We start from the raw sequence: 13,850 nt of genomic DNA on the forward strand, positions 1-13,850 counted from the left end.
GTTTGGCATTAAAATTGGATGTAAAATGCAGCACCAAATACCATGTTCTGCTGTTGCTTATACTCTAGACTGATAAGTTGGGTATTGATAGTGTTAAAAGTAATCAGAATATCTACCCTATTTTTAATTTCTAAAATTTCCGTAACTTTAGTTAATTGAGAGATTTTTTTTCAAGAAACTCAACTTACAGCGCTTTTCTGTAAGGTGGGCATTGCTCTCCAATATTTAAAATTTACTAAATAGGCTTTGACGGGCAATGCCCAACGCCAGTTGCTCCACTTGGGGAAACCCCAATACCGCACTGGCTCCCCTACAATTTGTGGTCTAATCATCTGAAAAGCACTGTAATAAACTTCTAATTTAAAGAATAAGGAGACATAATCATGGATGCGAAATGGAATCTTGCAGGCACGTATTTTGAGGCTTGCAATTGTGATGTCGCCTGCCCATGTGTTTTTTTGAGTTCGCCAACAGAAGGAGAATGCACGGTTTTGATTGGCTGGCATATTGATCGGGGTAATTTTGAGGATGTCTCCTTAGATGGGCTAAATGTTGCATTTGCTATCCACTCACCTGGTCACATGATGGAAGTAGAATGGAAAGTAGCTATTTACTTAGACGATCGCGCTACTCAAGCTCAAAAGGAAGCCTTAACCAAAATTTTCTCTGGGCAAGCAGGAGGGCATCCTGCAATTATGGCATCCCATGTGGGTGAAATTTTGGGTGTCAAAAGTGTAACTATTGATTACCAAGCACAGGGAAAACGGCGAAGTTTGCAAATTCCCAACATTGCAGAAGCCGAGATCGAAGCGATCGCTGGGCAAGAGGGAACTGCTGTGATCGTAAACAATCATCCATTAGCGGTTGCTCCTAAACATCCAGCTGTAGTCTCAAAATCTAACCAGTTGAATTATCAAGACTATGACTTAGCGTGGAATATTTCACAGAAGAATGGTTTCTTTTCGCCCTTCTCTTACCAAGCTTCCTAATTACAGTTATGGTAAATAATCAACAAACACAGATAGAAGCTTTGCTCAAGCGAGATCGTGCGATCGTACTCTTTGGTTTGGTTACTATCTCTGTTTTGGCGTGGATATATATACTGAGAATGGCATGGGGCATAAGGAATATGGATATGACAATAGGTATGCCCCATATGCACACCTGGGAAGCTTTTGATCTGGTGATGGTGTTTGTGATGTGGGCAGTGATGATGGTAGCGATGATGGTTCCCTCAGCATCACCCATCGTTCTTGCTTTTGCTAAAATCTACCGCAAACGCCGTGAGTGCGATCGTCTTTTGGTACCAACTGGTGCTTTCCTGTTGGGATATCTAGTAATTTGGACAGGATTCAGTTTTTTGGTAACATTAGCACAATGGGGACTTCACTCTGCTGCCTTGCTTTCCCCAATGATGGTAAGCACAAGTCCCATCTTAGGTGGCTTACTACTTCTTTTTGCCGGCATTTTTCAGTTAACCCCCCTCAAACAAGCTTGTTTGTCTTACTGCCGATCTCCGATTGGGTTTCTGATGAGCGAGTGGCGAGAAGGAACTCAAGGTGCTTTTATGATGGGTTTCCGGCATGGTGGCTATTGTGTCGGCTGCTGCTGGGTTCTCATGCTGCTTTTATTTGTAACTGGAGTGATGAATCTCCTGTGGGTGGCAATTATTGCCGGATTTGTTTTGATAGAAAAAATGTTTCCTTTTGGAGTTTGGGTAAGTCGAGTTGCTGGATTGTTACTGATTGGGTGGGGAATAAGTATGCTTTTACCGAGTTTAAGCTAAGGCAGGAGGCAGATGGCAGACGGCAGAAGGGAAGAAAGCTTTTTTATTTGCTATTGGTGAATGCAATTCATGAAGGCTTCTTATTAACAAAAATCAAGCGATCGCCTACAAAAACACCGCATAAACATCCTTTTACCTTCTGCCACGGCAGTTGCTACAACGCGCTTAACCCGCAAGGGCGCACTGCCTCCTCTGCCATCTGCCTTTTACTCATAAAACCAGAGAATTTAAAACAACTTCTCGAACTTTGGCAGCAGAATCTTGTTGCAATGCTGTAGCTGCGATCGCCTGTGCTTGTGCCATTGTTAATTTAGCGATCGCTTCTTTAAATACCGGAATAGCGAGAGGACTTAAACTTACCTCATCTAGCCCCAACCCTAGTAAAATTGGTGCTGATAAGGGATCTGCGGCAACTTCGCCACACAATCCTACCCAAATACCAGCAGCGTGAGCAGTTTGCACTGTTTGCTGGATCATTCGCAATACCGCTGGATGCAAGGCATCAGCTAAAGGAGCCACTTGTGGATTGGTGCGATCTGCCGCCATCACGTATTGGCTGAGATCGTTGGTGCCAAGACTGAAAAAGTCTACTTCTTGAGCTAATTGTTCGGCAATGGCAACTGCTGATGGCACTTCCACCATTATCCCTACTTCCATTTTTTCATCAAAGGGAATGCCAGCTTGACGTAGTTCTGCTTGCACCTCAGCCAACATCGCCTTAGCCGCCTGTATTTCTGCAACAGTCGCAATCATCGGAAACATGATTTTAACTTGATGTCGCGCACTAGCTTTTAAAATTGCTCGTAATTGAGTTTGCAAAATTTGGGGACGATCTAAACAAAAACGAATGCCGCGCCAGCCTAAGAAAGGATTAGTTTCCGGTTGCATTCCTAAATAGGGCAGTGGTTTATCTCCACCAGCATCAAGCGTGCGAATAATTAAAGGATGAGTGCCCAGAATTTGAGCGATCGCTTGATAAACTGTTAGTTGCTCTTCTTCAGAAGGAGCGCTTGTACGATGAAGATAGAGAAATTCGGTACGCAGCAATCCTACACCCTCTGCACCCATATTTAGAGCTTGTTGTGTATCTTCTATACTGCCAATATTTGCAAGTACGCTAATCTGGTGGCGATCGCGGGTTAAACAAGGCTGGTGTGCCGCAGCTAGTGCTCGTTGTCGGGCAGTTTGCTGGGTATGCCGTTTTCCCTCAAGTGCAGCCAAAGTATCTGGTTCTGGTTCTATCCATACATTACCAGTCTCACCATCAACCGTCAGCAGCGTTCCATCTGCAACCTGCAATATCTCTGATGGTAAGCCAACAACAGCAGGAATACCTAACGAACGTGCCAGAATCGCACTGTGGGCAGTGGCACTACCAGCAGTAATACAAATGCCCAAAACTTTTGTCGGATCTAAACTAGCTGTGTCAGAAGGAGTAAGATCGCTAGCAACTAAAATAGCTGGTTGGGATAAATCCACAGTAGTGATGGGAGTACCCGATAAGATTCGCAAAATTCTTTGTCCCACATCTACTACATCTGCTACTCGCTCTTGCAAATATGGATCTTCCAACTGGTGATAGTTATTCGCCACCTCCTCAATCACCGCACCCCATGCAGCTTCTGCATTTAGGTGCAGTGCAAATATCCTTTCCTGCACAGTCTCTAGCAGCATTGGATCTTCAAGAAATAGTAAATGAGCATCAAAAATGGCAGCTTCCGCGTCACCAATTTGAATTGAAGAGTGTGTCAGTAACGCCTGAATTTCCTGTCGTGCAATTCGTAGCGCTGCCTGTAGCCGCTGCCACTCAGCCTCAGGATTGTCTACGTGATATTCCTGAATACGAATAGGTGCGGCGTGGTGCCAGACAACCGTTGTTTTTTTAAATTGAAAGCTAGGTGCGATCGCCACTCCAGGCGAGGCAGGAATTCCTTTTAGGGAGGAAGGGGAAAGGAGCCAGTGCGTTGCGAGCAGCGCTGCGGGAGGGTTTCCCTCCGCAGAAGCACCTGGCGTGGAGAGATGGGGAGAAGGGGGAATAGCATGAGATTCTAAAACGCTGTCATCTTCACCAAAATGGCTTTCTACTAATGCTTTTAGTGCAGCTAAAGCCTCATCTGCATCAGCACCAGTGGCTGTAATAGCAATTTCGTGTCCTTGACGCACCCCTAACATTGTCACTTGGTTAATGCTGTCAGCACGTACAAAACCGCTACCTTTAGTTAAATTACATACTTGAATTTGCGATTGAAATCGAGTAGCACACGCTACAAACTTAGCTGCTGGACGAGCGTGCAAACCTAACCTATTATGAACAGTCAGATGAATTTCTCTTGTTATTTGTCCTGTACTGAGAGAAGCCTCTTCAGGCGCGCCCATATCATGAGTCACTTGTTCTTCACCAATGATTGATGACGGATGACTAATGGCAACACCTAATTGAGCTGCTTTTGGTAGTAATGCTGCTTGGGCTTCTGCAATCACTCGCTGCATATCACTACCAGATGCAGCTGCAACTGCTGCTGCGATCGCACCTTCTACTAGAGGTGCTGCACACAAGTGTACTTTTGCTTGTTGTTCTGGTAGAAGAAACTCTAGTGCCATTTCTGCACTCATCAAAGCGCTACCCAGATCCATCAACACGAGAACGCCATCTTCACTGTAAACAGAGGCGATCGCTTCATAAACTTGTATAGCATCTGTACCGAGCGGGTTCTGTGGATCGTCAATTCCAGCAGCAACAGCCAAGGAAACTTTGCCCTGAACCATCTGCGCTACCACCTCCCGCACTCCTTCAGCTAATCGTTTGCTGTGAGAAACAATGACAAGTCCAACCACGGCAATACCATTAAATTAATTAAAAAGCTTTTGCTTGCCCAATCCCCTTTGTTACTTACTTCCATTGTGCAACGTCAAAATCAGTGTTGATCGTAATTTTGACTTACCGGGCTTTTAGTGTCCATTGGTAATCTCCATTTTTAGCAGAAAACATTAAGATGTCTGCAATCGTACAACTTTATCATCACCTTGCGTCACTTAGTATGAGATCTTTTTATTTTTTTGTAGTGTCAAAAACTTAACTTCAGATGAGCGATCGCCTTTTACTGTTTGCAATTAGCTGTCTAAATTGGTAGAGCCATGATAAAGTCTGACCCTTATCCAAGAACAGAGTTTACTTCCAGAGTCCCTTGATGTTTTTCGACGACAATTTGGTGAGTGATAGCAAGCCCTAATCCAGTTCCTAAATAAATAATGACTTTCAAGACTGTCACTACAATTAATGCACTATTTTAAGGCGGTCACGTCACTAGTTCCTACTTTCACGTCAGCGGCAAACAAATAGTAAACGTAGCCCCCTCACCAAGCTTGCTACTAGCATTAATGCTACCTCCGTGAGCTTCAATAATACGTTTGGCGATCGCTAAACCTAAGCCCACTCCCCGCCCTTTGCGAGAGCGATCGCCAGTGTAAAATTGCTCAAAAATACGGGGAAGGTCGCTGTCCTTTATACCTTTGCCTTGATCGCAGATTGTCACAATTGCTTGTTTACCTTCCCTATAGCCAGTAATAAATATTTGAGAATTAGGGACTGAATGTTTAATGGCGTTATCTAACAAATTGAGAAATGCTTGCAATAACCTTTCTGGATCGCCCTTGATTTGCAAATCAGTAACGTTAATTTGAGCAGAAATTTGCGAATTTTGCATTCGCGTTTCTACAGCTCTAACCGCACGCCGAATCAAGCTGGAAAGTTCGATATTTTGCTGTTCGAGGAGTGACACCCCAGCTTCTAAGCGCCCTAAATCCAGCAAGTCATGAATTAACCGTGACAGCCGCTTGGTTTCGTCTTCGACAATTTGAAAGAAGCGATCGCGCACAGCCGCATCAGAAGCAGCCCCACTGCGGAGAGCTTCAATTGTAACTAGAACATTACTAATGGGAGTGCGGAGTTCGTGAGATACGTTTGCCAAAAACGCTCGCCGTTCCTGATCGAGCGATGCCAAGCGTTCGCTCATCCGGTTTAATTCTAGTGCTAACTGATCTAACTCGTTACTTTGACGAATCTGGAGTTTATCACCAAAATGCCCCCCACCCATTCGGATCGCAAAATTTTTCATCGTCTGAATTGGACGAGAAAGGCTACGCGCCAACCATTCACTAATAATGGTACAAAGTACAAGCGTGAATACTAATGTTCCTAGCACTGTCCAAATAATTATGGCAAACTGACGTTGAAATTGTTGCAGGGTGATAGACATTCGCATTGCACCCAATAACTTACCGTTACGCACTATCGGCTGGGCGATAAATAATCTATCATCATTACTTAAGACTCCTTTTGCCACACCTTGCTCTTCTCGATTTTCCAAGGCCGCACTAATACCAGGCACAGTCCGCCAATCTGCAATCTGTCTGTCTTGTTGAGGGTTAGCAGATGTGGCAATCAGTTTACCCTGACTATCAAATACGCGTAAGGTAATTGTCTCAGCAGCACCATAACGCCGTACAGTTAGCTCGACTCTGCTGCGATCATTGTTTTCAAGCGCGTCAGCAATACTTTCACCCAGCGCAGTACTCCAGTTTCGCATCTCTGTCTGCCTCATTTTCATAAAATAGGCATGGAACGACCAGAGAATGTATCCTGCCATGAGTGAGGTTCCCAAGGTAGTCAGTAGCAGGTAAGTCGCTAATAGCTTTGTGTGGATGGAATTCCACTTAATTTGAGGTAACCAGCCCATTTATCGATTAAGATTGCTTCTCCGCACGACGACGCAGCACGGCTTTGATGCGTGCCAAAAGTTCACGAGTATTGAAAGGTTTTGTAACATAATCATCAGCTCCTGCTTCTAAACCCCAGATTTTGTCAATGTCTTGGTCTTTAGCAGTGAGCATGACAATTGGCACATCAGAGAAAGCGCGAATTCGCCAGCAAACCTCCATGCCATCAACTTCTGGCAGCATCAAGTCTAATAATATTACGTCTGGCACTTGCTTGTGAAACTGCTTAATCGCATTGTGACCGTCTGCTGCTGTGGTTACGGTGTAGCCTTCTTTTTGTAAAGTATAAGAAAGGCTTTCTCGTAACGCTTCTTCATCGTCTACTAGTAATACGTGGGGCATAGTTACTTTAAAGTTGGTAATTGTTGGAAAATTCAAGCACTGTATGACAACATCTAATCTTATATGTAATATTTAAGACATCTGTCTACAGATACAAATTTACTTCTCAATCTTGTCCTATGACTTTCATGACTCGATGATACCGCTCTTGGACATCCTTGCGATCTTGTTCTTCCGATAAAGCTGCTTGGCTACTGCGCAAAATCATCTCTGCATGACGACGTAAAGCAGCTTGGTATTTGGGGTTTTGGGTATAAGTAGCAATCAGAGCGATCGCCTCCATTAAACGGATTGTCACTGCTACATCTGTGGTACTGTACTGACGAATTTGGTTAAAAGCGGTATCAACTAACCCTGCAAAAGTTACTGGTTCAGCAATTACTCGCAGGTTATTGTTGTCATCAAAGCGATAAGGGGAAGGAAAATTCCTTTGGGCAAGGTGAGAAAGCCCAGCTCCAAGGCGATCAATACACCGAATAGCAGTAAATGGATCGTTGACTGCGGGAGAAATAGCACGCAGAGCAATTTCAACTAATTGCTCAATCGGAAACTCTATATCCTGCTGTTCAGTACGTTCCTTGCCCAGAATAAAGGCATCGTTAATCTGTTTTTGTAGAGATGTGGAATTGCGTGTCTTGACATCTGCACCTTCCTCAGTCCTAACCATAACTAAAATCGTACTTGGAAAAACAAACTTTCCCGGTCGAGACTTGATCCGCAACAGCAGATTTTGCTTACAGGCTATCTTCATTAATTCTTCGTCATCAATGGTTTGGATATAACCCTTACCAGTAGCTTTAATTGGATAAGCTTCTGAGTCAAAATTTATAGGAATTTCTGTTACCTGGTGTTCCGGCAGACTACGTCCGATTCTTTCAGGAAATAGACGCTTGATCGCCCGATCTAAATCCGTACTCACTTCAGCAATTACATGAGATACCTGAATAATAGTAGAAGCATGATGAATAAAGTAAATTAGTACACCAATACTTACAAGCGCCAACAAAATACCGACTGTCACTGATATCTGCGGTATAAACTCGTCTTGTCCATCTTCCCCTCGAATTGTCCGCAGTACGAGCAAGGAATAAATAAAAGTAGCAATAAATGTGCCTAATACAACCTGATTTCCGGTATCCTGCATGAAATTACGCAGTAAACGCGGGCCGAAATTCGATGAAGCTAGCTGCAAAGCAACAATTGTAATCGAAAAAGCTGTAGCGGTAACGCTGACAATGGAACCAGCTACAGCTGAAAGTAAACCACGTGCGCCATCAGGCCCGCCAGTATATATCCATCCCCACTGTTCAAAAGGCCCGTAATAGCCTTGCCTGTCAAGTGTTAACATTGTAAATGCCAAGGCAATTGCTGCCACTGCCATAATTGTTGGTACAAACCAATAACTGGAGTGGAGTGAGTCCCAAATTTTGCTGAGTTTGATGTTTTTCATACTTCATCGCGAGTAGATACAGCCTCACTGTCTCCTGTACTACCATTGCTTTGGGAGCGCATTTCGGCAAGCTTTCTGAGCGAATCACTGATACTGCGCGGCTTTGGCACTTTCCCCTTACCAGCAGGCCAACCTTCGCGTTGACGAGAGCGATCGCCATCAGTCTCTTCAGTTTGATCGTGGAAAAGAATTTGTTGGGTGGGGAATGGTAAATCAATACCATTAGCTATGAGTTTCTTTTTAATTGCAGTTAGCACCTTATCTCGTGCATCTAAGGCATCAGCGCGACGGGGCGGTTGAATCCACCAACGAGCGCGGATATTCACCGTGCTTTCTGCCAACTCCATTACCAACGCATCTGGGGCAGGTTCTCTTAGCACCCCTTCCGTTTCGTGCATGGCTTCCAAAATCAACTGCTTGGCTCTATCAATATCATCCCCGTAGCCAATGCCAACATCGTATTCTAAGCGGCGATGATCGAAAGCAGTATTTACCTGCACAGAATTTGTGAATAATTCTGAATTGGGAATCACAATTCGACGACCATCATAGGTTTTAATGGTTGTGGCTCGTGTCTCAATGTTTTCAACCGTTCCTTCAAAATTCTTAAATACAATTTGGTCGCCAATTTGGAACGGTTCTGTCAGCAAAATTAAAATCCCTGCCAGGAAATTTTGCAGAATGTCCCGAAAAGCAAAACCAATCGCAACCCCGCTAATTCCCAATAATTGCACCAAATCTCCAGCCCGGAGAGTGGGAATCACAATCGTGAGCGAAATAAACAAACCTAACAAAATAGTTGCACCCTGCGCCAGCCTTCCTAGCACCATTCCCAAATTCCGTGCATGACGGCGGTTACTAGTTAATCGCTTCACCACCTGCTTAATTGTCCTTGCAACAAAGAAAAAGATGACAAAAACAATTAACGCCAAGACAATATTTGGCAACAGGGCAAAAAAACCATTGACCATTGCCTGAACCTTTTGCCAAGCATTGGATATATCTGCGTTCATTACCTACACTCGCTTGTTAGTCGAGGATGATAATAGCCAATAATTGCAGAGCGAAAATCTATCTAAGGACTTTGAAATATTGTGACGCAAGGAAGATTGTATTTACAGTGCTTTTCACATGATTAGACCACAAATTGTAGCGTGAGCATTGCTCTCCAATATTTACAATTTACTAAATAGGCTTTGACGGCAATGCCCACCTTACAGAAAACCGCTGTAAGTAGAACTATTCCAAACATAACTGCTACTCTACTTTTAGTTAATAGACGAAATCGAACTATGTTAAAAGTCTTTGCAGACAGAGGTGGCACATTTACAGATATTGTTGCTGTGACAGATGAGCAGACTATTATAGATAGGCTCTCAAAACATCAGGAACGGTTTTTAATCGTGCCTGTACCTAATCAAGAATGGGTAATAGTCTACAAATTACTATCTGAAAACCCTGAACAATATCAAGATGCGGTTATTCAGGGAATTCGGGATATTTTTGGGTTAAAAAATTATCAACCTATTCCCTATACCTCGATAGAGGTAGTCAAAATGGGGACAACAGTTGCAACTAATGCACTGTTAGAAAGGCAAGGAGATAGAGTAGTATTAATTATTACGAAAGGATTTAAAGACGCGTTGCGGATTGGTTACCAAAACCGTCCTGATATCTTTGCTCGTCACATCATTTTACCAACGATGCTTTATGAACAAGTCATTGAAGTAGACGAACGCTATGATGCTCATGGCAATGAATTAAAACTTGTTAATATTGCACAAGTAAAACAAGATTTACAAGCAGTTTATCATACAGGAATTCGTAGTTGTGCAATTGTATTTATGCACGGCGATCGCTACCCCAAACACGAGCAACAAGTAGCCACAATTGCTCAAGAAATTGGCTTTACACAAATTTCTGTATCTCATCAAGTTAGCCCCTTAATGAAATTGGTGAGTCGAGGAGATACAACTGTTGTAGATGCTTATTTAACTCCTATTTTGCGCCGCTATGTTAACCAAGTAGCAAGTCAATTACCTAACGTCAGATTAATGTTTATGAAATCTGACGGAGGCTTGGTAGCAGCCGAACAGTTTCAGGGAAAAGATAGTATTTTAAGTGGCCCGGCTGGTGGTATTGTCGGTGCAGTGCAAACTAGCAAAAGAGCAGGTTTTAATTTAGTAATTACCTTTGATATGGGGGGAACAAGTACAGATGTTGCCCATTTTAAAGGAGAGTATGAACGCCAATTAGATTTGGAAATTGCTGGGGCACGAATGCGAGTTCCCGTATTATCAATTAATACGATTGCAGCTGGTGGTGGCTCAATTTTGATGTTCGATGGTTCAAGCTATCGTGTCGGGCCGAAATCGGCTAGTTCAAATCCTGGCCCTGCTTGTTATCGACGGGGCGGGCCTTTAACGGTGACAGATGCTAATGTAATGTTAGGTAAAATTCATCCCCAATATTTTCCATCTGTCTTTGGAAGTGATGGCAATTTACCTTTAGATAAAAATGTTGTCTTAGAGAAATTTAACCAATTAGCCCAAGAGATTGCCTCAGTTACAGGAAATTATCGTACTCCCGAACAAGTAGCAGCAGGATTTATTGCTATTGCTGTCGAAAATATGGCAAATGCAATTAAAAAAATCAGTCTGCAACGAGGTTATGATGTTACTAAATATGTACTTTGTTGTTTTGGTGGTGCAGGCGGACAAGTAGCTTGTTTAATTGCTGATACTTTAGGTATGAAGCAGATATTTTTGCACCCTTATGCTGGTGTTCTTTCTGCCTACGGTATGGGATTAGCTGATGTGAGAGCCACCAGAGTTAGAGGAGTAGAGCAGCCTTTAAATCCAGCATTAATTCCTCAATTAATGCAATTAATGGAAACTTTGGAAACCGAAGCTAGAAGTGAACTTAGTCAAGTTGAAAGTAGCGTAGCCGCAGAAGTAATTCAAAAATTAAATTTGAAATATGAAGGAACAATTTCTACTTTAAGCGTTGATTTTGATGCAGATATAACGATAATGCAAACAGCATTTGCCGATAAACATAAATCTAGTTATGGTTTTGCTCAGGCAGAAAAACCCTTAATTGTGGAGTCGATTGCAGTGGAGGTAATTCAGAAAATGGATACTCCTGAAGAACCTTTAATTACTCGTACTCGCCCTATAGAATTAACACCTCAACCAGTGGAAATAGTTAAGATGTTTACTGCTGATCAATGGCATGATACACCAGTTTATCGCCGGGAAGATTTACAACCGGGAGATTGGATCTATGGTGCGGCTATCATTGTCGAAAAAATTAGCACAATTGTAGTTGAACCTAACTGGCAAGCCAGATTAAATGAGCGTAATCATTTGATTCTACAGCGTTCATGTTAAGTAACGAAATTTATCTCATTCCTCTAAAAAACGGAAATAGCAAGCACTGTTTTGATAGGTTGATTAGAGACTTTTAGAGTGTTATTTCATAAATAAAATATCAAAGAGGAGTTAAAAATGCACACTACATCTCAACCCGATCCTGTCCGCTTAGAAATATTCAAAAATCTCTATCAATTTATCGCTGAACAAATGGGAATTGTTCTGCAAAACACGGCAGCATCGGTGAACATTAAAGAACGCTTGGATTTCTCTTGCGCTATTTTTGACTCTGCTGGATTATTAGTCGCTAATGCTCCTCACATTCCCGTACATTTAGGTTCAATGAGTGAAAGTGTTCGTAGTTTAATTAATAATAAAGGCAACACTATAAAACCGGGAAATGTATATCTATCTAATAATCCTTATAATGGCGGAACACATCTTCCTGATGTCACCGCAATTACCCCTGTGTTTTTGAATGACAATGAAAATACTTTAGGCTCTAGTCCCCTATTTTATGTTGCTGCTCGTGGACACCAAGCAGATATTGGTGGCATTACTCCCGGTTCCATGCCCCCTCACAGTACTACGGTAGAAGAAGAAGGAATTATATTTGATAATTTTCTTCTAGTTGAGCAGGGACATTTTCGGGAAGCAGCAGTTCGAGAGTTACTGTTAAATCATCCTTATCCTGCTCGTAACCCCAATCAAAATATCGCTGATTTTAATGCACAAATTGCCGCCAATGAACGAGGAGCACAAGAACTGCGTAAAATGGTTTCGCAGTATGGGCTTCAGACAGTGCAAGCTTACATGAAATTTGTTCAAGATAATGCCGAGGAGTCAGTTAGACGGGCAATTGATGTTCTCAAGGATGGCTCATTTATTTATGAAATGGATAGCGGTGCTTTAATTCAAGTTAAAGTGACAATTAATCGAGAAAATCGCAGTGCAATTATTGATTTTACTGGCACATCTGAGCAACTAAACAGTAACTTTAATGCTCCCAAAGCTGTAACTCAAGCAGCAGTTTTATACGTTTTCCGTACTCTAGTTGAAGATAGTATTCCCCTCAATGCTGGATGCCTTAAACCTTTAGAAATTATTATTCCTGAAGGCTGTATGCTCAACCCAATCTACCCCGCAGCAGTGGTAGCAGGTAATGTAGAGACATCGCAAACCATTGTTGATGCTTTATATGGGGCTTTGGGTGCAAATGCTGCTTCTCAGGGAACGATGAATAATTTTACTTTTGGTAATGAGCGTTATCAATATTATGAAACTATCTGCGGTGGTTCTGGCGCAGGGGCTAACTTTGATGGTACTGATGCAGTTCAAACCCACATGACTAACTCCCGCTTAACCGATCCAGAAATCTTAGAAACTCGTTATCCTGTACAAGTAGAAAGCTTTTGCCTGCGTCTCGGTAGCGGCGGCAAAGGAAAATATTCAGGTGGTAACGGTGTGATTCGCCGCATTAAATTTCTTGAACCCATGACAGCTAATATTCTTTCTAGTCATCGCCGTGTCTCTCCCTTTGGATTAAATGGCGGGGAAGCTGGAAAAGTTGGACGCAACTGGGTACAGCGTCAAGATGGAACACAAGAGAATTTAGACAGCACAGCAACAGTCGAGATGCGAGCTGGAGATGTTTTTGCGATCGCAACCCCTGGTGGTGGTGGATTTGGTGCGATCGCTTTCAAACCTTCCGCACCTACAACTTCTTGAAGTACCTGGCGACTGGTAACATCCTGAAACCCAGCTTTTCATAAGTATAACGTGCAGGCGCATGACCAGGATCGCCTCCAGTTTCGACCATTGCAACGGACATTCCAGCAACTTTCATCCAATCAAGAGCGAATTCTGCCAGAGCGGTGCCAATGCCTCGACGTTGATAGTCTGGATCGACGGCGATCATGTAGATTTCTCCTAATTTGCTCTCGGAGTGGAGTTTCACGGCTACAAAGCCCACGGTTGAACCAGAGTCGATCGCAACCCACACTTTTGTGTCTGCAGCAGCACAGACTTTCTCAACAGCCTTTTGCTGGTCTACACGCCAATCGGGATAGAATTCATGATACACGTCAAGATCCATCACTTTTTGAAGCGAATCAAAAACCGG

At 43.0% G+C, this 13,850-nt stretch carries 10 protein-coding genes; 4 read left to right on the forward strand and 6 right to left on the reverse strand.

Translation table 11 applies throughout. The features are described 5' to 3' along the window. Window positions 1-383 precede the first annotated feature (383 nt). Both UYC_RS0125110 and UYC_RS0125115 read left to right on the forward strand, forming a co-directional pair. The gene (locus UYC_RS0125110; RefSeq protein ID WP_026087452.1) at window positions 384-989 is read left to right on the forward strand and encodes a DUF1326 domain-containing protein; all 606 of its coding nucleotides are present in this window, start codon (window positions 384-386) and stop codon (window positions 987-989) included. 8 nt (window positions 990-997) lie between these two features. Beyond that, window positions 998-1,786, forward strand: a complete 789-nt coding sequence (locus UYC_RS0125115; RefSeq protein ID WP_016874540.1) for a DUF2182 domain-containing protein — start codon at window positions 998-1,000, stop codon at window positions 1,784-1,786. A gap of 210 nt (window positions 1,787-1,996) precedes the next feature. On the opposite strand, the gene ptsP is transcribed toward UYC_RS0125115, so the two are convergent. The 5 genes from ptsP to UYC_RS0125140 form a co-directional block, all read right to left on the reverse strand. Further along, window positions 1,997-4,621, reverse strand: a complete 2,625-nt coding sequence (gene ptsP / locus UYC_RS0125120; protein ID WP_016874539.1) for a phosphoenolpyruvate--protein phosphotransferase — start codon at window positions 4,619-4,621, stop codon at window positions 1,997-1,999. 482 nt (window positions 4,622-5,103) lie between these two features. Next, on the reverse strand, window positions 5,104-6,522 hold the full coding sequence (locus UYC_RS0125125) for a sensor histidine kinase (RefSeq protein ID WP_026087451.1): 1,419 nt from the start codon (window positions 6,520-6,522) through the stop codon (window positions 5,104-5,106). A gap of 7 nt (window positions 6,523-6,529) precedes the next feature. Then, window positions 6,530-6,904: a response regulator transcription factor gene (locus UYC_RS35755; RefSeq protein WP_016874537.1), complete on the reverse strand. Its 375-nt coding sequence runs from the start codon at window positions 6,902-6,904 to the stop codon at window positions 6,530-6,532. Window positions 6,905-7,010: 106 nt separating this feature from the next. Then, window positions 7,011-8,354 carry a DUF2254 domain-containing protein gene (locus UYC_RS0125135; RefSeq protein WP_016874536.1) on the reverse strand — a complete coding sequence of 448 codons (1,344 nt, stop codon included), beginning with the start codon at window positions 8,352-8,354 and terminating at the stop codon, window positions 7,011-7,013. Then, window positions 8,351-9,367, reverse strand: a complete 1,017-nt coding sequence (locus tag UYC_RS0125140) for a mechanosensitive ion channel family protein (protein WP_016874535.1) — start codon at window positions 9,365-9,367, stop codon at window positions 8,351-8,353. Before UYC_RS0125140 ends, UYC_RS0125135 begins: the two co-directional genes overlap by 4 nt. Window positions 9,368-9,646: 279 nt before the next feature. Between UYC_RS0125140 and UYC_RS0125145 the strand changes: the two genes are divergently transcribed. Both UYC_RS0125145 and UYC_RS0125150 read left to right on the forward strand, forming a co-directional pair. Further along, a complete protein-coding gene (locus UYC_RS0125145) occupies window positions 9,647-11,746 on the forward strand; it encodes a hydantoinase/oxoprolinase family protein (RefSeq protein ID WP_016874534.1) in 2,100 nt (699 codons plus the stop codon). 117 nt (window positions 11,747-11,863) lie between these two features. Continuing rightward, the gene (locus UYC_RS0125150; protein WP_016874533.1) at window positions 11,864-13,456 is read left to right on the forward strand and encodes a hydantoinase B/oxoprolinase family protein; all 1,593 of its coding nucleotides are present in this window, start codon (window positions 11,864-11,866) and stop codon (window positions 13,454-13,456) included. Here the strand turns inward: UYC_RS0125150 and UYC_RS0125155 are convergent. Then, on the reverse strand, window positions 13,443-13,823 hold the full coding sequence (locus UYC_RS0125155; protein WP_235082942.1) for a GNAT family N-acetyltransferase: 381 nt from the start codon (window positions 13,821-13,823) through the stop codon (window positions 13,443-13,445). The two genes, UYC_RS0125150 and UYC_RS0125155, sit on opposite strands and share 14 nt — an antisense overlap. Window positions 13,824-13,850: the final 27 nt, after the last annotated feature.

This window comes from Chlorogloeopsis fritschii PCC 6912 (genome assembly GCF_000317285.1).
Taxonomy (GTDB): Bacteria; Cyanobacteriota; Cyanobacteriia; order Cyanobacteriales; family Nostocaceae; genus Chlorogloeopsis; species Chlorogloeopsis fritschii.

Bases quoted from the DNA above. Each gene is read 5' to 3' on its own strand.
- UYC_RS0125110 (WP_026087452.1), top strand. From the start codon at position 384: ATGGATGCGAAATGGAATCTTGCAGGCACGTATTTTGAGGCTTGCAAT.
- UYC_RS0125115 (WP_016874540.1), top strand. From the start codon at position 998: ATGGTAAATAATCAACAAACACAGATAGAAGCTTTGCTCAAGCGAGAT.
- UYC_RS0125125 (WP_026087451.1), bottom strand. From the start codon at position 6,522: ATGGGCTGGTTACCTCAAATTAAGTGGAATTCCATCCACACAAAGCTA.
- UYC_RS35755 (WP_016874537.1), bottom strand. From the start codon at position 6,904: ATGCCCCACGTATTACTAGTAGACGATGAAGAAGCGTTACGAGAAAGC.
- UYC_RS0125135 (WP_016874536.1), bottom strand. From the start codon at position 8,354: ATGAAAAACATCAAACTCAGCAAAATTTGGGACTCACTCCACTCCAGT.
- UYC_RS0125140 (WP_016874535.1), bottom strand. From the start codon at position 9,367: ATGAACGCAGATATATCCAATGCTTGGCAAAAGGTTCAGGCAATGGTC.
- UYC_RS0125145 (WP_016874534.1), top strand. From the start codon at position 9,647: ATGTTAAAAGTCTTTGCAGACAGAGGTGGCACATTTACAGATATTGTT.
- UYC_RS0125150 (WP_016874533.1), top strand. From the start codon at position 11,864: ATGCACACTACATCTCAACCCGATCCTGTCCGCTTAGAAATATTCAAA.
- UYC_RS0125155 (WP_235082942.1), bottom strand. From the start codon at position 13,823: ATGGATCTTGACGTGTATCATGAATTCTATCCCGATTGGCGTGTAGAC.